Below are 19,638 nucleotides of genomic sequence, written 5' to 3'. Positions count from 1 at the left end.
GAGGAGGGGGGACTTATGACTTCCAACACGTTTACTACCTTTGTTCAGGACCTTGTGTGGCTCGTTCTTGCGATTTCAGTTGTCGCATTGCCCGCACTGGGTAGCTCCGGTATCGCGGCGTTGCCGCAGGTGTCAGATGCTCTTCTGTTTGCTGTAGTTATTCTGTCTTGCACTTTTATTGTTGAGAAGATGGATTCTGGTCAGGGACAACGCGGTGTCGCCGTTCTGCGGATCACCGCTGCTGCCCTGTTGCTTGCATCGCTTGTTCTGCTTGGCCTGCGATTGAGTGGCGGGGTTTTTGTACAGCAGGAGGCCATGGCCGTTGCGGTTCTTGGCTGGTTTGCTTTGTTTCGTTGCGGAGGTGTGATGGTGCGCCGGTATTGGGACTTTTTTCCTGGTCTGGCACCGGGCGTTTTGATTGTGGGTAACGGTGACCTTGCAGACAGCATGCGTACGCTGGTTCTGGAAAGTCGTGGCCGCTATCGCCTGAAAGGGTTTATTGAATGTTCTGCCAATGGGGGCGACATTTCTGAAGCACTGAAAGGTATGAGCCTGCTTGATTATGCTCGTAAAAACAAGGTGCGCAAGATGGTCGTTTCGCTATCAGAGCGCCGGGGAGCATTCCCGCTGGATGAAATTCTTCGCTGCCGCATGAATGGTATTGAAGTGGTCGACGCCGCCAGTTTCTACGAAGAAGCCAACAAGAGGCTGTATATCGAAAATATTACTCCCAGTTGGTTTATTTTTTCTCAGGGATTCAGGATTTCGCAGTGGCGCCGTGTGGGTAAAAGGTTCATTGATATCCTTTTCTCTACTATCGGGCTGTTGTTGTTTGCTCCTTTTTTCCCTGTTCTTGCTCTGCTTATTAAAATGGATTCTTCCGGACCGGTTTTTTTTCGTCAGGTTCGCGTGGGAGCCGGTGAAAGCGAGTTTGTGATTTTCAAATTCCGCTCCATGCGCTCTGATGCAGAAAAAAATACCGGAGCTGTCTGGGCATCTGTAAATGATCCCCGTGTGACAAAGCTTGGCAACTTTTTGCGCCGCAGCCGGCTGGACGAGATCCCACAGTTGATCAACGTCATCCGCGGCGAAATGAGCCTTGTAGGCCCCCGTCCTGAAAGGCCGGAGTTTGTAAAAACTCTGCGCAGGCAGATCCCGTTTTATTCCGAGCGTCATTACATGAAGCCGGGGGTTACAGGGTGGGCACAGGTTCGCTATCCCTATGGTGCCAGTGAGGACGACGCTATCGAAAAACTGCGATACGACCTTTATTATATAAAAAACTATTCTATCATATTCGATTTGCGTATCATGATAGATACCATCGCAGTAGTTCTTTTCCGAAAGGGAGGTCGATAGTGAAACGAAATTTACTTTCCGTATTGTTGGCAGTGGTTGTTTTAACCTGTGCTGTTCCCGCAGTTTCCGCCATGGATGAGTATGTCATCGGCAGCGGCGACGGTTTGCTGGTTAACGTGTGGGGTGAGTCTGATCTGAACGTAGCCATCGCAGTGCGTCCTGATGGCCGGATTACCGTACCCGGTATCGGAGATGTGATGGCCCAGGGCAAGACGCCGACCCAGCTTACTGCAGAAATGACAAAGAAGCTGTCCGAGCTTGTCCGCAATCCTATTGTCACCGTCAGCGTGACTGCCGTGCGCAATAATGCCGTGACTATTCACGGTGCCGGTGTTCAGGCCAATGTTGTTCCTCTGGAACGCAGCACCACATTGCTTGAACTGCTTGCGCAGCTTGCGCCCGGTGATACTGCTGATTTTGATCAGGCCTACCTTTCCCGCGGTGGTAAGCAGGTTGTTTCCGGTTTTACTGAACTGTTCGTGAAAGGCGATACCAGTCAGGATGTGGAACTGCTTCCCGGCGACAGAATTTATATTCCTTACCGCGCAGACAGGAATGTCTTTGTCATGGGCGCTGTGAACAGCCCGATGGCAATACCGCACCATGAAGGGCTCAGCGTGCTTGAAGCTCTGCTTGCGGCCGGCAGCTTTAATAAGTTTGCAGACCGTAACAACACTGTCATTGTCCGGCAGGAAGGTAAGGTAAAAAAATCCATACCCGTCAAAGGCGGTGATCTGGTGAACGAAGGCGATCTCAGCCAGAACCTTGCGTTGCAACCGGGCGACTATGTAATTGTGAAGAAAAGCTTCTTTTAGTTTTCGGGGTTTTCATGGATAAAGTGCTGGATGATGTCGAGGCCGGTGGCGGCCTCGACATAATGCGTTATGTGAATCTGGTATGGGAGCACGCACTCAGCTTTTGGATTATTGCCTCACTGGTGATGCTGCTGGCGATTGCCTATGCGTATTCACTGCCTAAGGTTTATGAAGCCAAAAGCACCATTGCCATTGAGCAAAGTGTCATTAACGACCTTGTGCGCGGCATTGCCATTACCCCCTCAATGGATGCCAAAATCCGTATTCTTCAGGTTTCGTTGCTGAGCCGTTCATCACTGCTCGGAGTCATGAACGCTCTTGATATGGATCTGGGGCTGCAGGGGGCCGCTCTGGAAGAGCGCATTGCTGCTGTACGAAGTAACGTTAACGTCGGGCTGAATGAAAAGCGCGGGTTGTTTACCATTGCGTACCAGAGCACAAGCCCTGAGAGGGCCCGGGATTTTGTTAACACACTGACCCGCCAGTACATAGAAGCCAGTACTTCGGATAAGCGCGAGGAGTCTTTTGAGGCTACCCGCTTTCTAGCTGACCAGATTGAAGTCTTCCGTAAACGGATTGAGGCTGCTCAGTCAGAGATTGACGCATTTAAAGCTGACCGCGGCATGATCCTTAACATGAGTGAACCGGCTTTGCGGCAGGAAATTTTACGTGCGCAGGAAGAGTTGCAGATTCTGCGCATCCGCAAAACTGACCTGCTCGCCCAGCGCGGCGTCATGCTGCGTAATACGCCGCTCCGCAACAGGCTGGAGGCGCTTGAGCGTGAACTGTCCGCCATGTTTGTCAGTTATACGGCAAAGCACCCCCGTGTTGTGCGTCTCAAACAGGAAATTGAAGGGCTTAAGCGTGAAGTTTCGCGCAAAAGTGAAGAAGAGCGCCGCGCAATTTATGGCACGTCGGAATATCAGCGTATCAAAGTTGAACTTTCAGCTGTAGAGCAGCAGGAAGCTCAACTTCTTGGAAAGATTGAAGAGAACGAAAAACTGCTGCGCGAAATTCCTTCTGTTGCAAGCGAACTGGCAGAGCTTGAAAACAGAAGGCGGAAAGAGTCTCTCATTTATGAGCAGCTTGTGGGCAGATACGGTCAATCTGAAGTTTCCAAGCAGATGGAGTTGCAGGACAAGGCTGTCAATTTCAGAATAATTGACCCTGCTGTGTTGCCGTCAGTTCCTGTCAGCCCCAAGCGGTGGCTGATTATTCTTGCTGGCATGGCCGGAGGGTTGGGCATCGGGTTTGGCGTACTTTTTATCTTTGATTTCTTAAACCCGCGCATCCGGTCGGCAGATGAACTGCGCAAGATGGGCTTTCATGTCATGGCTGTTGTGCCCAGCATTTCGGATGTCGCTGAAAGCAGGCGTTTGTGGCGCAGGCGTATCAGTGTGACACTGTGTGGCATGGCGTGGTGCTGTGTTGTCATAAGCATTGCCTTAACTGAGCTTATGCAGATGCCATATGTGGAACTCGCGCTGTCCCGTGTCGGGACTACTATTTCATCATGGCTTTAAGGGATTAACTATCGGGCGTTGCGGACGATAGCGCGTTGTTATGTCGCTTTTTTCAACGAACTTTCGCATAAGGCGACTACTTTCGGGGAACTAATCTGATGAGCAGAATCGAACAGGCGCTTGCTAGAGCGCGTAGAGATAAGCAGCAGGAAGGCGCGGGCAAAGAAACCTCTACCGTCCAAGACGATCAGAGGGCTGGCGTGACACCTGCAGATCTGGACGAGAAGGCCTTGCTCCGTCAGCCTGAAGGGAACTCCCTGCAGAACGCTATCCCTCCTGCGAGTGGGCAGGCAGCATCTTCTGTTGTTCCCGCAAAAGCCAGAGTCAGGCTCAGCCCGAAGCTGGTCACGGCAACGGCTATGCAATCCGGTCTTAGCGAGGAATACCGCAAGCTTAAAGAGCGGCTGGTTAAGCTGACAAAGCGGAACGGTTTTCAGAATATGCTGATGGTCAGCAGCTCGCTGGCGGGAGAAGGGAAAAGCCTGACCGCCACAAACCTTGCCATCAGCCTTGCACAGGAATTTGACCACACCGTGCTGCTTATTGATGCAGACTTGCGGCGACCCACCTGCCACGAGCTGCTTGGGGTGCCCCGTGCTCCCGGTCTGGCGGGATGTCTGCTGGACGGCTTGGACCTTGCGGATGCACTTGTTCCTACGGGGCTTGGCAGACTGTCTTTTCTGCCGGCGGGCAGAGCCGTTTCAAACCCCGGTGAGCTGTTTGCTTCTACCATGATGCAGGACCTGCTTCTGCAAATGAAGAACCGTTACACCGACAGGTACATCATAATCGATACGCCGCCTGTGCTGCCTTTTTCGGAAACACGCGTTCTCAGCCGTGTTGTGGACGGTGTTGTTATGGTTGTCCGCGAAAATGTAGCCACCATGGAAGACTTGCGCGAAGCGCTTGAGGCGCTGGAAGGAGCAACCATGCTTGGCGTTGTCTACAATAACGCGAGTCAGAAGTCCGGTAGACGCAAAGGGTATGGATACGGATACGACGGGTACGGTGCCAGCTCTTAGTTTCAGGGGCGACAGATAACTTTTGCGGAGTCTGAGTGTATACAGAGTTTTTTCAATTACGCGCAAAGCCGTTTGAGCTGTTGCCTAACCCTGACTTTCTGTACCCCAGTAAAGCACATAGAAAAGCTTTGGCGTACTTTGAATATGGTTTGAAGGAGCGTTCAGGTTTTATTCTGCTGACGGGCGAAGTCGGGTCCGGCAAAACCACGCTTATCCGTGAAATGCTGAAACGCGATCTCAGCCGGATGGTTTTGTCGAAAGTATTCAATACCCGCGTTGATTCTACTCAGCTGGTGGCAATGATCAATGATGACTTCGGGCTTGAGACCGAAGGGCTGGATAAGACTGCCATGCTGCGCGATCTGAATGACTTTCTGATTGACCAGTATGCCGCGGGCAGACGGGCTGTTCTTATTATCGACGAAGCGCAGAATCTGACTCCTGAACTTTTGGAAGAAGTGCGTATGCTGTCTAACCTTGAGACAGACAACGCCAAACTGCTACAGATTATTCTGGTCGGTCAGCCCGAATTGCGTGAAATTTTGCGTTCGCCTGCTCTTGTGCAGCTTCGGCAGCGTATTCAGGTGCATTGCCATATTTCGCCCCTCAGCATTGAAGAAACAGAAGAATATGTTCTCTACCGGCTGGAAAGGGCGGGCAATCGCGATGCCATGAGTTGGGATGACGGGGTGTTTGAAATTATGCATCAGGCAACACATGGCGTTCCAAGGTTGCTGAATATTTTGTGTGATTACGCTTTTCTGGATGCGTATGCGGAAGAGCGCCGCTACATGAGTAAAGAGCAGCTGCGCGATATGCTGGATGAAATGGACTTTGAACGTCAATTCTGGCCTGAAAGCGACCCTGCCAGAGATGTGCAGACCGGAGATCGGGTGCATAAAAATATGCAACCGTTGCGTACGGTCAGCAAAGCTGGCGGCACGTCTGCCGCAAAGCGGATGATGACCCTGCTGCAGGATATCGGCCAGCGTGTTGATATTCTGGAACGCGCACATGAAAAGGGCGGACCTGAGACTATTGCAGACATAGCAGAACGCCTGACTATGCTTGAAAAAAGGATGACGATGCTGTCTGCCCGTTTTGACTCGGTACAAGTTGGAAGCATGCACGGCGTAAGAGCCCCTGAGTTACCTATGTTGCAGGAGTCAAAGCCACCCAGAAAAAGCTGGTTGCGAAAGCTCTTTTACGGTGACTAGCAGCTGAATTTTCAGGAGTTTTTGTTAACAAATATTTGACGTCAAAAGTCCCGTAGGGTACTACCTTAAATGGTAGGATTGAATCCGCATAATCGTGCTGTTCTCACGCTGCTGCTTTAGCGTGCAACCAAGACCCCTTACGGTAGGAAATATGAAGCGCCTCTTATTCCTCTTGCTGGCTGTAGCCTTTTGCCTGTCGCCCTCTGCGGCGGCTGCAGATCTTGATCTGAATGCAGGTGTCAGTGTGGGGGGAGAATATAACGATAACGTTGATGAGACATCGGGCGGTCGTAGCGACTATATAACGCATGTCAAACCTACGTTAGGCGCAACATATGAGGGGGGGCGGATAACAGGATCGCTCTCTTATGCGGGGGACTACCAGTACTACAAAGACGGAACGTATGAAGATGATTACAATCACAGGCTGGAAGCGGAAGTTCTTGCCAATGTGATTGAAGATTTTTTCTTTGTCAGCGTGACCGATAATTACAGCTCTGTGTATTCCGACGCACGCCGGGGCGAAGTGCTCGAAGGGGATGACACCGAAGCTTCCGGCACAGTGGACAGAAACGTTGCTACTTTTTCGCCATACTTTGTGTTGCATCCTGATGAACGTACGCAGATCAACACCGGTTATAAATTTACTGACCTGCGCTATATGCAACAGGACGACGGCACAGATAAGATGTCGCACCAGTTGTTTGTTGATGTCGACAGACTGCTTTCTGAAAAACTGAGTGCCCTTGCAGGGTATTCGGTAACACAGGAAGACGCCGAGGAAGAGGAAGGACCTTCTGACGACCTCATCCGGCACAGGGTATATGTAGGTGGTACTTACACGTACGCTGAAGAATCTTCGATCACCTTGCGTGTCGGACCTTCATACACAGAGTATGACCGCGGCGGTTCGGCAACGGACTTGTTTTATGAAGCCTCTCTGGTGCACTCGTTTGGCTCTGTAATTGCGACTCTTGGTTTTAATCAGGATTATACTGATGATCCTGATACAGGCGATATCCTGCTGACTGCTTCGTATAATGCAGGGCTGACCAAGGTGTTTGACAGAGCCTCGTTGACTCTGGCTGTGGAATATTCGGAGTCAGAAGAAGCGGAAGGTTCTGTAGGTGCAGAAGGCAGCGCCAGCACAACCAAGCGGTGGCGCCCAAGCCTGCGCGGCACATACGAGCTGTCTGAGCGGGCCGTGCTTACCAGCGGGCTTGTGTATGACACTGAAGATACTGACGATGGTGAAACCGAGCGTTGGTACTATGACGCTGCTTTGTCTTACGAGATGTTGGAAAACATCAAGGCGACGCTTTCGTACAGATACAAAAGCGTGGATGAACCGGGCAGCAACCCGTGGAATTCAAACAGGATCATGGCCGAAGTCGGCGTTACGTTTTAATGTATGCGTGACACCTTCTTTCGGTAGCTGTGCAAGCTGAAAGGAGGAGGTCGCATGCGCAACGCACTTACAGTCGATGTGGAAGATTATTTCCACGTCAGTGCGTTTGACAAGAGCATTCGTCCCGAAGACTGGGACTCTCTGCCGTCTCGCGTTGAAGCCAATACGCTGCGTATTCTCGAATTGTTCGACGAACATTCGGTACGCGGAACCTTCTTCATGCTCGGATGGGTTGCAGAACGCCATCCATCCCTTGTCCGGCGTATTGCAAAAGCCGGACATGAGCTTGCCTGCCATGGATACGCGCACAGACGTATCACTCAACAGACTCCCGATATTTTTCGTAATGATGTCAGCAAGGCCAAAAAAATGCTGGAAGACATCAGCGGCAGCCCCGTGACAGGTTTCCGTGCTCCCAGCTGGACTATTACCCGCCAGACCATGTGGGCACTGGATATCCTGAAGCAACTTGGATTTGTATATGATTCCAGTATGTTTCCCATTCATCATGACATTTACGGTGTGCCCGACGGTGAACGTTTTCCGCACATTGTGTACTGCGGTGGTGGTGCAATGGCGGAGTTTCCGCCCAGTACCGTGCTGCTGAAGCTGGGAAAGCGTACAGTTAATGTTCCTGTCGCCGGAGGCGGTTATCTGCGTTTGTTGCCGGCACAGCTTATAGGACAGGCTTATCAAACGCTTAACAGGCAGGGCCAGCCCGCTGTGCTGTATTTTCATCCGTGGGAAATTGATCCCAATCAACCCCGCATAACAGGGCCGGTGCCTTTCAGGTCCCGTTTCAGGCATTATCTGAATCTGGGCCGGATGGAAAAGAAATTGCGCTACCTGCTAGTGCATCACTCCTTTGCTCCGATGAGAGAAGTGCTTGCAGAGGTGCTGGGTGAGGGCCGCATGGCGCAAGCCTGCAAGCTGGCAGAATCTGTAAGTTCCGGAGACGAAGCCCGTGTCTGATTTCATCGCTGCCGACGCACCGCGTAACAAACCTGATTTGTTTTCGTACATTGCCAGACATGTCGTTGCTCCTGCGTGGGCAGTGTACGAGCATACTCCTTATCTTAAGCATCTTAAGAAACTTCAGGTTTCTCCGTATCGCCCCCTTGACGACGTCAGGCAGGAACAATGGCAACGGTTGCAGACGATGCTGCATCATGCGGCAGACCATGTTCCCTATTATCGTGACCTGTGGCGCGAGCGCGGCATTGAGATCAGCTCCGTGCGCACGTGGGAAGACTTTTATCGTTTGCCAGTGCTGGAGAAAGATCATATCCGCCGGCACGGGCGCCGGATGCTTGCAGACAACGTACCCGCTGAAAAACTGGTTTGGACCAAAACATCAGGCTCTACAGGTGTCTCGCTGGAAATTGCAAAGGACGAAGCCAGTCAGCAATGGAAGCGGGCATGTACAGTACGGCACGACATGTGGTCGGGCTGGCGACTGGGTGAGCGTATCGGCGCTGTCTGGGGAAATCCTGAAAGCCAGCAGCATTGGCGCCTGTGGCTGCGCAATCTGTTGCTGCAACGGATGACCTTTCTGGACACGCTGCGTATGGATGAAGAGGCCATGCGTACGTTCCACAGCAAGCTGCTGCGCGAAAAGCCCATTGCGCTCTTCGGGCATGCTCATTCTTTGTATCTTTTTGCGGCCTTTATGAAGGCCAATAGTCTGGATGGCATTTACCCGCGCGGCATTATCAGCACTGCAATGGTGCTGCATGACTTTGAGCGGGCAACCATTGAAGAAGTCTTCGGGTGCAAAGTGACCAACAGGTATGGCTGTGAAGAAGTCAGTCTGATTGCCTGCGAGTGCGAAGCGCACAGCGGCCTGCATGTAAACATGGATACGCTTATTGTTGAGTGCGTGGATGGCGATGGCTGCCCTGTACCGCAGGGCGAATCCGGTGCTGTGGTTGTGACAGACCTCAGTAACATGGGCATGCCCATCATCCGCTATCGCGTGGGCGATGTGTCTCGTTTTCTTACAGAGCCTTGCTCCTGCGGGCGCAGCTATCCACGGCTTGCTGCTGTAGAGGGGCGTATAGCCGACTACGTTCGTACGCCGGAGGGTGAGTTTATCTCCGGCATATCGTTGACCGAAAATTTTGCCATGAAACTGACAGGCGTCAAGCAGCTGCAGATTGTACAGGAGGAACTTGACCATCTGCTGTTCCGTATTGTGCGCGGTGAAGACTGGCAGCCTGAGTCAGAAAAGGTGCTGGGTGGTCTAGTGCAGGAACGTTTCGGCGGCTCCATGCGCTTTGATATGGAGTTTACAGACTCCATTCAGTCTGAAACCAGCGGCAAGTTCCGGTTCTGCATCTCAAAACTGGCTGACAAACCGTTTTCACCAAGGGGCTGATGATTGTGCTCTCTGTTTTTTTCAGCCTGATACTTTTGTTTTCCAGCCTTGCTCTGGCGTGGTTGTTTTTGCTGTGTGTTACTGGTTGGCGCCGGTTTGTCCGTCGCCCTGTGGCCGGTCTGGATGCCGCAGGCGAAATGCATCAGGCAGAGAAAACAGGGAAGAGTGAGCAGCCCGTGCGCTTTGCCGTGGTGATTCCTGCTCATAATGAAGAAGCAGATATTGTGGCAACTGTTAAGGGTGTGCTGGCGCTGGATTATCCGGCAGAAGACTTCTGTGTTGTTGTAGTGGCTGATAACTGCACCGACAATACTGCTAAAGTTGCATACGAGGCTGGTGCTTCTGTGCTGGTACGCAACAACGATGTGCTGAAAGGTAAGGGATATGCTTTGCGCTATGCCTTTGATGCCTTGCTGGGAAGCCGGAAGCATGACGTTAGCTCCAGCCATGACCTTTCTGCATGTGTTGCCTTATCTGGTCTGGATGCTGTTGTAGTACTGGACGCCGATACACTGCCCTGTGCTGATATGCTGCATATATTTGCAGCCGGACTGCATCAGGGAAAGCAGGTGCAGCAGGCTGAATACGGTATTCTGAATCCTGATGCGGCAGCGCTTACATGGCTGCTGCACGTGGGAAATGTCATGGAGAATATTCTTTTCCATGAAGGACGCATGCGGCTGGGACTGCCTACCGTGCTGCGCGGTAACGGAATGTGTTTTGCCGCCGAAGTGTTGTGTAACCACCCGTGGCAGGCTTTTTCGATTACGGAAGATACCGAATACACACTGGAACTGCTTCGAAACGGCATCCGTACAGAATATGTTCCGCAGGCGCAGGTTCTGGCAGAGAGTCCTGTAACGGTTGAACAACTGCGTATGCAGCGGCTTCGCTGGGCTTCCGGCAATGCCGGACTTTCACGGCGCGAAGCTTTTGTGCTGATGCGTAACGGTATGAAGCAGCGCAATGTTGCACTCTTTGATGCAGGCTGGAGCATGATTGTGGGTAGTCGCCCGTTGCTTTTGCTTTCTGCGTTGATACCGTTTGCCGGTGGTGTGCTTACCGGCAGCGCTTTTATTGCATGGTGGGGCTTTTTCCTGCTGGCTGGTCAGGGGGTACTGCTGGCGGCAGGCATGGTGAGTGCGGGGTTGAACAGCAGACGTATGCGGTGGTCGCTGTTTTTACCGGTGGTTGTTTTTGAGCTTGTTTCTGCAACGCTCAAAGGTATGCTAGGGGTAAAAAGAACAGTCTGGCAAAGGACAAAGCGCATATGATTGTTTCCTGCGGGGCGATGTTTGCCACTACTTCTTCAAAAGGCGCTCAGAAATCCGGTGTGGTTGGAACATCAGACTATGACAGGCCGCTGACAGTAGCTCATTGCATTGCAACAAATTTTTACGGCGGGCCGGAACGGCAGGTGCTTACGCATCTTTCGTGCCTTCAGAAAGCCGGTATCCGTCCTTTGCTGATTCCTTTTTTTGAAGAAGGCAGACGTAACGAACTGTATCATAACGCTGTTGAACTTAACGTTCCTGCGGTGCCCTTGCTAAAGCAGGGGGCCTTTAATCCCGCGTTGATATCAGAGCTGGCAGAACTGCTTTGCAAGCACGGCGTACATGTGCTTGTAACGCATGGTTACAAGGCTAACGTCGTAGGGCGGCTTGCAACATGGTGGGCCGGCATACCGGAAGTGGCAGTCTCGCGCGGGTGGACTGCAGAAAGTCGAAAAATCCGTTGCTATGAATGGCTGGATAAACGCTTTTTACGTCTGGCACAGCACGTTGTGGCTGTTTCCGCAGGCCAGCGTGAAAAGGTCGTGGCCTGCGGGGTTCCGTCCTCTAACGTCAGCGTTATTCACAACGCCATTGATCTTGATTCGTATCCGGAGGCCCACGGTAAGTTACGCCGTGAACTTGGAATTTCACCGCAGGCTCCTTTTGTGATTTCTGCAGGCAGGTTATCGCCCGAAAAGAATCATGCCGGTATGGTCCGTGCGGCTGTGCAGGTCCTTAAACACCATCCCGATGCTGTGTTTGCTGTATTTGGTGAGGGGCCGTTACGTCAGGCGCTGGAGCAGCAGATTCGTGATGCCGGACTTGAACAGCGTTTCCTGCTGCCCGGTTTTCGCAGTGACATGCGCAGCATCATGCACGAGTGCGATGTATTTGTGCTGCCCAGCTTTACAGAAGGTCTGCCCAACGTTGCTCTGGAGGCTGCCGCCAGTCGTAAGCCAGTCGTATGCACCCGCGTAGGCGGCTCGCCGGAAGTTGTGCGGCATGGGTATAACGGCTTGCTGACAGAGTCAGGCGACGATGCGGCACTGGCCGATGCCGTTTGCCGTTTGCTCGGCGATGCAAGCCTGCGCGAACGCATGGGGCGGAGTGCCTATGAGCGGATGCAGAATGAATTTTCTTTTGCCAGCCAGACAAGCCAGTATCTGAACCTGTACCAACGTATTACAGGTATCGGTTGTGGTGGCGGCGGTTGCCGGTTTGAAGTCGCGCACCAGTCTGCCGTAGCTCCTGCTGAAATGCGCGTAGCCACTGTGCCGCAAGCGTCACCTGACAGCGAAGGAAATAATATCTGATGGTGCAGAACAAAAAAAATACGTCGCAGCAGGAAGAGACGCATAGCGCGCTTGATCCGCAGTCTGACTGTGCCTCGGAGGCTGTGGCGGAGCAACTTTCCGGCAGTGCCGGTGATGGCAACAGCGGAGCGGGGCTGAGCGCTGATGCTGTTGCGTCTGAATGCGAAGAACTGAATGGACAGGTTGCAGCTGAGCTGATTTTAGCAACAGAAGCCAAAACTGAGGCAGGCTTTTTTGAAAAAGGTTTGCCTGATGATGCAGATGGGGCTGTGTCTTCAGCACATGAGGCAATCAGTCTGTGCGATTTGGACGATGTTGATGGCGGCGACACCGGCGATGCCCAAGTTCTGCCGGAAACACCTCCATGGCTGTCTGATGGCCCGTGGCCATTCATAACGGTTGTCATGCCGGTACGTAATGAAGAGCGCTTTATTGCTGATACGCTCTGCCAGCTTGTCCGGCAACAGTACCCGACGCAACGATACGAAATTCTGGTGGCAGACGGTATGTCTACTGATGCCACGCCGTCCATTGTACGGGCTCTTGCAAAGGAATTTCCGCAGATACAGTATGTTGAAAATCACGGCATTCGTTCTGCGGCAGGACGTAATGCGGGGTTCAGGCAGGGCAGGGGCGATATTTTTTTGGTGGTGGACGGGCACTGTCATATCCCTGATGCCAAACTGCTGCATAATGTCGCGCAATGCATGCACGAATTTGAAGTGGACTGCCTTGGCCGTCCGCAGCCTCTTGATGCGCCGGACCTTTCTTCATTTCAGCAGGCGGTTGCACTGGCGCGGGCATCGCGTATTGGGCATGGGGCGGATTCACTTATTTACAGCGACTATGAAGGGCCCGCCAGCCCTGTCAGTAACGGTGCTGCGTATACACGTGCCGTATTTGAAAAGATCGGATACGTGGATGAACGTTTTGATGCCTGCGAAGATGTTGAATTCAACTACCGTGTGGAGCAGGCAGGCTTTCAGTCTGCCACCAGCCCGCGACTGACAGTGCGGTATTATCCGCGTGAAGACGTGAAAAGCCTGTGGCGGCAGATGGTACGCTACGGTGAAGGGCGGTATCTGCTATGGCGGGTGCACCCCGAAACCTTATCGTGGGCGGCTCGGATGCCTGCGCTTTTTACTGCGGGCGTTTTGTCATTTCCCTTATGTGTGCTGTTTGCTTTTGCAGGTTGGAAGCTGCCCGTTGGTCTGTGGCAGGTGGGGGTGGTTTTGTATGCTCTTGCCGTGTTTGCCGCCTCCGCCATCGAGGCTCAGCACGGGGCTCCTGTCCTGCTTAAACGCTTACCGGTGATTTTTGCCACAATTCATCTGGGGCTTGGTTTTGGCTTTTTACGTAGTGCCGCACGCGAACTGCGAGCAGCGTATGGACCCTGGAAGGCCTCCAAGGCTGCGGGATTGCGACACAGGATGCGGAAGATGCTGCGTGTGCCGGAGCAAAAGCCGCGAAGCGATGATCGGATCAGAGTGGGGATGATCATAGACCGGATTGAATCTCCCACTGCTGGTACCGAAAAACAGCTTCTTATGCTGATTGAAGGACTGGATCGTTCGCGCTTTGCCCCTGTGCTGTATGTGTTGCAGGACTCACAGTGGTTACGCAGTTCATTTTCTCTTTGTCCTGTACGCGTGGCGGATATTCCTTCTTTCAAACCCGTTGGGGCATGGCGCAATGTCCGCAGAATGGCGCAATGGTTTGTAGAGGATGAAATAGATATTCTGCAGATGCATTTTCGTGATGCCACAATTGCAGGCAGCGTGGCTGCAAGGCTGGCACGCGTTCCACGAGTCATCAGTATGCGTAAGAATCAAGGGTACTGGCAGAACTATGCAGAGCGGATACTGCAACGGGTTCTCAACCGTTGGGCGCATCGGTTTGTAGCGAATTCTCATGATACCGCCCTTCGTGCGCAGAAAAGCGAAAAGTTGCCGGAACAGATGGTTACTGTGATTCCCAACGGGTTTGCGATGGACGTTGTTTTGCCCCCCATTGGTGCACTTGAAGGTTCTGCCGCATCCGGAATTAGTTGTGGTGAAGAGAAGCCGGCAGGGCAGCATGAGGATGCTGTATCCCCACGCGAGGCGGAACGGCAAACACGGAAACGCGCCGCGCGGGAATTGCTCGGGCTGTCTTTGGATGTTCCTGTGGCAGGTATTGTTGCCAACCTGCGACCGGTAAAAAGCCATGAAGTTTTTTTAAAGGCGGCTGCAAAGGTTCGGAAAAAGCTTCCTCAGGTCCGCTTTGTCCTTATCGGTGACGGAGACAGAGCGCAGGATCTCCGGTTGCTGGTGCGTAAGCTGAAGCTGAATGATTCCGTACTGTTTGCAGGGCGTCGTCCGGATGTGACTACACTGCTCCCCGCCTTTGATATCGGGGTGTTGTCGTCGCGTTCTGAAAGTTTTTCCAATGCGTTGATAGAATACATGGCCGCGGGCCTGCCTGTTGTTGCCACGGATGTGGGTGGCGTGCGCGAAGCGCTGGCAGAATCTTCTGCCGGTCGGATTGTGCCTGTCGGCAACGTGCGTGCTCTGTCGGCCTCGATGCTGGCACTACTGACAGACGAAGCTGCTGCGCAGCGTGCTGCGGAAGAACACCCGCGAATTGTCCATGAGCGTTTTTCGGCGGTGGGCTATGTGGCCGCATATGAAAGTTTGTATGCGCAGCTCATGAATGAGGCCGCCGCAGAAGCGGAGAATGGTTGCAATGTTGCGGCATCAGACCATGGCGAAGACGTTAGCTCTGACCGGCAAGCGAGGGCTGATGTGCATGAAGGCGCTGACAGCGCTGTATCTGCAGGAGAAGCCAGTCCGGGGCCAGATCTGTCCGAAAGCGGGAAGACGCGCGATGCAGGTTGTGGCTCCAGGATTTTTGATAATGCTGAAATTCCGGCTGACCGCATGACTCCGTCAGGTCAACCCGTTGGTAATGATGCTGCAAAAGGCAGTGGAAGAAAAGGGAGCTTGAAAGGATGATGCTTAACAAGCAAGTGGCCTGCCTGTTGGCAGCAGCAATATTTTGTACGGCTATAGTGACCTGCGGTTTTGCTCCTTCTGTTTCGTATGCGGCGCCGCAGCCTGAGCCTGTATTCACGGCCGGTGAAGTACATTCCGGCGATGGAATGGCAGAACTGCTCTGGCAGTGGAACGATGAAGTTGTGAAGCTGGAAGGCGTAAAAGGGCTGAAAGTCTACCGCCTGCGTACAGGCGACGAGATGGCGTTCCGCGTAGATCCTATAGTGCTGGTCAAAGACTGCGGCATGGATACCTCGTTGCGGATTGAAGACCTGCAAAACGGCAGACAGTACGTGTACTTTTTGCACACATATAATGCGGAAGGAAAAGAACTGCCGCGTGCCATGCTGCTTGCCCGTCCGGGGCTGGACCCGCAAGGTGTGCCGCAGGCGGTTAAGAATTTGTATGCAGTATCTGGTAACGGTGCCGTGGGCATTTTCTGGGATATTCCCGAAGAGCGCGATGTGGTCGGCTACGAGTTCTCGCGCAAAGCCCGTGGTGATGCAGACTACACCCTCCTTGCCCGCTTCCCGCTGTTTGTGAAGGGCAAGATGGGGCAGGGCGATAAAGCTGCTCCTCTGCCGATTCAGCGCCCTGGCTTTTTTCGCGATGTGACTCTGGCTGACGGGCATGATTACTGGTACCGCATCCGAGTGGCAGATTCGGAAGGCAACCTTAGTGTCGCCGCTGAAGTCGGCCCTGTCCGTACCTCCGCTGCCCGTCCTCCGCTTGCGGAAGATGTGCTTTTGATTGCCCGTAAAGGAGACGATGCTTCCCTGCGGGTGGCCCGTCATTACGCTGCAAAGCGTAACATACCGGAAAAGCGCATCCTACAGGTATCCATTCCCAAAGGTTCCCATCTGTATCGTAATCATCAGGTCTTGAATCCCGTACGTGAGCATCTGCTGAACTCTACCGAAAACGGTATTCCGCTGGCTGCGCAGGTGCGGGTAATTGTGCCGTGTTACGGCATCCCGCTGCGCGACGGCAAACGTGGTATTGATTCAATGTTGACGGACCTTTTCGATCGCTACACCTGGGGACGGCAGATGGGCACGCCCAACCCCATGTTTCAGAAAGACGGTAATTTTGACCCCAGCCATGGATTGTATCTTGTGACCCGCCTTGATGGTGAAAGCGAAGAGGCAGCCAAGGCTCTGGTGGATAAAGCTGTTCAGGCAGAAAAAACAGTAAAGGTAGCTGAAACATTTGCAGTGGTTACAAAAGAAAAGCTGGTAACAGGTATTGAAGAGGCAGCAAGCCGTCACAACGTTGCTCTGGACTTTAAGCCCCTTGCATATACGCGGGATAATGATCTGCCGGAAAACACCATGTGGTTTTATGGTTCGGGTCATCCGTACAGAGCGTTGCGCAAAACCCAGTGGCCTGTGGGGGCTGTTGCGGCGTTTCTTAAGTCCGATACCCTTGCCCGCCTTAGTGCTGATGCGGACTACTGGGTTCCCGGACTGTTGCGCGAAGGTGTGACGGCAACCTTTGGTGCTGTGGCAGAACCCTATGTGGAAGGCTACACACGCGGAGATGTGTTTTTTGATCGCTTCTGGAGCGGGAAATATTCATTCGCCGAAGCTATGTTTATGGCAACTCCCACTGTGCGCTGGATGATGTGCGGAGTCGGTGATCCGCTGTACAGACTTTCCGGTAACGAGCAATAAAAACGGGGAAAATATATGAATGATCATGGAACACGCCACAGAGTAGTGCTTGAACCGCGAAGCGGGGTACGCAGCATTAACGTAAAAGAACTCTGGGAATACAGAGATCTGCTTATGTTTCTGGTATGGCGCAGTATTCGGGTACGGTATGCCCAGTCTTTGCTGGGAGTCGGCTGGGCCGTTATTCAGCCTCTGTTTTCCATGGTTGTTTTTACTGTGGTGTTCGGCAATCTTGCAAAGGTTGATTCCGAAGGTGTTCCATATGCTGTGTTCAGCTTTACCGCGTTGGTGCCGTGGACATATTTTTCAAACGCACTTGTGGAAAGTGCGGGAAGTCTGGTCGGCAATGCCAACATGATACGCAAAGTTTACTTTCCGCGTCTTGTCTTGCCGCTCTCTGCCGTAATTGCCAAGCTTGTGGACTTCGGTATTGCCATGATCATGCTGCTTGCCATTATGGCGTGGTACGGCGTGGCTCCCACCTGGGGTGTTATTTATCTGCCTCTGCTGGTGTTTTTTATGATGGCTACTGCCACGGGCATAGGCATGTGGCTGACTGCGCTTTCCATTCAGTACCGCGATGTTCATTACTCTCTTAACTTTGTAGTGCAGCTGCTTATGTACGCCGCTCCGGTTGTGTACCCCGTCTCACTTATTCCGGTAGAGTATCGTCTTTTGTACGGTTGCAATCCCATGGTCGGCGTAATCGAAGGGTTCCGTTCCGCGTTGCTGGGCACCGTTCCCATGCCTTGGGACTTGCTGGCACTTGGAGGCAGTATCGCGTTGTTTCTGTCGTTCACCGGTGCTCTTTACTTCCGCAGCAAGGAAAAAATCTTTGCCGACGTGGCATAGCGAATGGTTGTCAGCTTTGTGGTCTTTTATTTTTAACCTGTCAGTTTGAAAGAATAAAACGGCGACTAGCTCTATGCTGAACGCAACATTGGGTCATGAAGCTATCCGGCAATGCATGACGCAACCTGTTTTTTTGCTGGCTCGGAGCGGGGCCGCGGGGCTGGCGCAGCTGCCGATGCATGTGCGCAGCGCGCTGACCTATTGTGATCCTGCTGGAGCGAAAAAACAAAGTGAGCGTGCCGGAGGCAGCCATGTGCCGCTTCTTGCGTCGGGGCAATCGTCGCATGAGCGTGGGTACAGGTTGGAAAACGGCGGCGGGGTGTATGCGGGCTGGCTCTGGGATGGAGAAACCTTGCACCTCTATGCTGATCGCTATGCCCTGCACCCGATGTACTATTTTTATGCTGACGGAGTAATGGGTGTATCGCATTCGCTACCGGCACTGCTGGCTGCCGGGGCCCCGGCAGAGCTGAATATGCGCGGCCTTTCGGTTTTTTTACGTATCGGTTTTTTTCTGGGACAGCACACGCCGGTTCTCAGCATTAAGGCGTTGCCTGAAGGAGGAGCCGTAACGTGGCAGCCTGCCCGTAATGACGCAGAACCGCGGATTATGGCAACCCCGCTGCTGATTTCTGCGAATGATCCGCAAACAGGCAGACCGGCTGCGGATACGGATAAGGGGCGTAAGGATTACATAGACGGGTATATTGATCTGTTCAGGCAGGCCGTATCCCGCTGTGTTGCAGTTTCCGGAGAACGTATCGCGCTGCCGTTGAGCGGAGGTAAAGACTCCCGCCATATTTTTCTGGAACTTTGCAGGCAGGGGCGCAAGCCTGATTGCGCGTTGACTGTACTGCATTATCCGCCCCGGGCTAATGATGATGCGGACCGTGCTGCGGAACTCGCAAGCAGGGCGGGCATACGGCATGAAGTTTTTGCACAGCCTGAATCGCGGCTGACAGCATGGTGGTGCACCAGATTGATAACCGGCTTCTGCACGGATGAGCACGACTGGGCACATGTGATCAGCACCCATCTGGCGGGACGCTACGATACGGTATTCGACGGGCTGGCAGGGGATACACTGTCAGAGTCGCGCTTTGTTACTGCTGAACGCCTCGGGATGTTGGGCCGCAGGCAGTACGATGAACTGGCACTGCAACTTGTCAATACTCCGGCTGTGTTCAGTGAACAGGCAATGAGGGTGTTGCTCCTGCCTGAACTAATGGACTTTATGCCGCGGGAACTCGCCGTAGGCGACCTTTCTGCTGCAATAAGACAGTGTGCTGATGACAGGCATCCGATACAACGGTTCTTTTTTGCCAACAGGATGCGCAGGGAAGTCTCTTTGCTGACGTTCGGCGTTTTCGGGGCGCAGTGTCAGGCGCTGACACCGTATCTGGATGCGGACCTGTATGATTATCTGAGGATGTTGCCGCCGGAAGTGCTGTACCCGCAGGGGTTTCATAAAGAGGTCATAGCTACGGGGTACCCCGACTATGCGGATATTGCTTACGAGCGTAAAGTGGCTCCATCTGTCAGTGACGTGCAACACAATATTTCGTTGTTTAGAGAGGTTGCAGCTGTCGGAGTGTTCCGCAAGTCACACCTTATGCGTAACCCAAGCCTCTGGCTTCGGTTTGCCAGAGGCGGGTTGGACAAACGATATGCCGCAACTACCCGCTGGTATGTTTTAATGGCTGCGTATTTGTATCAATTGGAAGAATTTATCACTGCCTGCCGGAAGGGAACTGTCCGGCTTTCATACTAGTT

The 19,638-nt window shown here is 52.9% G+C and carries 14 protein-coding genes; all 14 read left to right on the top strand.

From position 1 onward, the window contains the following. Positions 1-15 precede the first annotated feature (15 nt). Complete coding sequence (locus ACK5LI_RS09095; protein ID WP_416948446.1) at positions 16-1,359, top strand: TIGR03013 family XrtA/PEP-CTERM system glycosyltransferase; 1,344 nt, start codon at positions 16-18, stop codon at positions 1,357-1,359. Next, a complete protein-coding gene (locus ACK5LI_RS09090) occupies positions 1,359-2,174 on the top strand; it encodes a polysaccharide biosynthesis/export family protein (protein ID WP_416948444.1) in 816 nt (271 codons plus the stop codon). Before ACK5LI_RS09095 ends, ACK5LI_RS09090 begins: the two co-directional genes overlap by 1 nt. A gap of 14 nt (positions 2,175-2,188) precedes the next feature. Next, positions 2,189-3,697: an XrtA system polysaccharide chain length determinant gene (locus ACK5LI_RS09085; RefSeq protein ID WP_416948441.1), complete on the top strand. Its 1,509-nt coding sequence runs from the start codon at positions 2,189-2,191 to the stop codon at positions 3,695-3,697. A 98-nt stretch (positions 3,698-3,795) separates the two neighbouring features. Further along, complete coding sequence (locus ACK5LI_RS09080) at positions 3,796-4,719, top strand: XrtA-associated tyrosine autokinase (RefSeq protein WP_416948439.1); 924 nt, start codon at positions 3,796-3,798, stop codon at positions 4,717-4,719. A gap of 35 nt (positions 4,720-4,754) precedes the next feature. Beyond that, positions 4,755-5,936, top strand: coding sequence for an XrtA/PEP-CTERM system-associated ATPase (locus ACK5LI_RS09075; protein ID WP_416948436.1), 1,182 nt, complete (start codon positions 4,755-4,757; stop codon positions 5,934-5,936). Positions 5,937-6,087: 151 nt separating this feature from the next. Beyond that, positions 6,088-7,344 (top strand): TIGR03016 family PEP-CTERM system-associated outer membrane protein, encoded by a 1,257-nt coding sequence (locus tag ACK5LI_RS09070; protein ID WP_416948433.1) that lies wholly within the window; start codon positions 6,088-6,090, stop codon positions 7,342-7,344. 54 nt (positions 7,345-7,398) lie between these two features. Further along, positions 7,399-8,316: an XrtA system polysaccharide deacetylase gene (locus ACK5LI_RS09065; protein WP_416948430.1), complete on the top strand. Its 918-nt coding sequence runs from the start codon at positions 7,399-7,401 to the stop codon at positions 8,314-8,316. Next, on the top strand, positions 8,309-9,721 hold the full coding sequence (locus tag ACK5LI_RS09060; RefSeq protein WP_416948428.1) for a phenylacetate--CoA ligase family protein: 1,413 nt from the start codon (positions 8,309-8,311) through the stop codon (positions 9,719-9,721). Before ACK5LI_RS09065 ends, ACK5LI_RS09060 begins: the two co-directional genes overlap by 8 nt. 5 nt (positions 9,722-9,726) lie before the next feature. Beyond that, positions 9,727-10,995: a glycosyltransferase family 2 protein gene (locus ACK5LI_RS09055; RefSeq protein ID WP_416948426.1), complete on the top strand. Its 1,269-nt coding sequence runs from the start codon at positions 9,727-9,729 to the stop codon at positions 10,993-10,995. Beyond that, a complete protein-coding gene (locus ACK5LI_RS09050) occupies positions 10,992-12,308 on the top strand; it encodes a glycosyltransferase family 4 protein (RefSeq protein WP_416948424.1) in 1,317 nt (438 codons plus the stop codon). The genes ACK5LI_RS09055 and ACK5LI_RS09050 overlap by 4 nt, the downstream gene beginning before the upstream one ends. Further along, a complete protein-coding gene (locus ACK5LI_RS09045; protein WP_416948422.1) occupies positions 12,308-15,301 on the top strand; it encodes a glycosyltransferase in 2,994 nt (997 codons plus the stop codon). The genes ACK5LI_RS09050 and ACK5LI_RS09045 overlap by 1 nt, the downstream gene beginning before the upstream one ends. Next, complete coding sequence (locus tag ACK5LI_RS09040) at positions 15,298-17,013, top strand: TIGR03790 family protein (protein ID WP_416948420.1); 1,716 nt, start codon at positions 15,298-15,300, stop codon at positions 17,011-17,013. The genes ACK5LI_RS09045 and ACK5LI_RS09040 overlap by 4 nt, the downstream gene beginning before the upstream one ends. A gap of 15 nt (positions 17,014-17,028) precedes the next feature. Beyond that, complete coding sequence (locus ACK5LI_RS09035; protein WP_416948418.1) at positions 17,029-17,865, top strand: ABC transporter permease; 837 nt, start codon at positions 17,029-17,031, stop codon at positions 17,863-17,865. Positions 17,866-17,938: 73 nt separating this feature from the next. Then, complete coding sequence (locus ACK5LI_RS09030) at positions 17,939-19,636, top strand: asparagine synthase-related protein (RefSeq protein ID WP_416948416.1); 1,698 nt, start codon at positions 17,939-17,941, stop codon at positions 19,634-19,636. The last annotated feature ends 2 nt before the right edge of the window (positions 19,637-19,638 follow it).

This window comes from Oleidesulfovibrio sp., from assembly GCF_047973035.1.
Lineage (GTDB): Bacteria > Desulfobacterota > Desulfovibrionia > Desulfovibrionales > Desulfovibrionaceae > Oleidesulfovibrio.
Note: the sequence above shows the minus strand (reverse complement) of the source record. Positions and strands in the feature narration are given on the sequence as shown.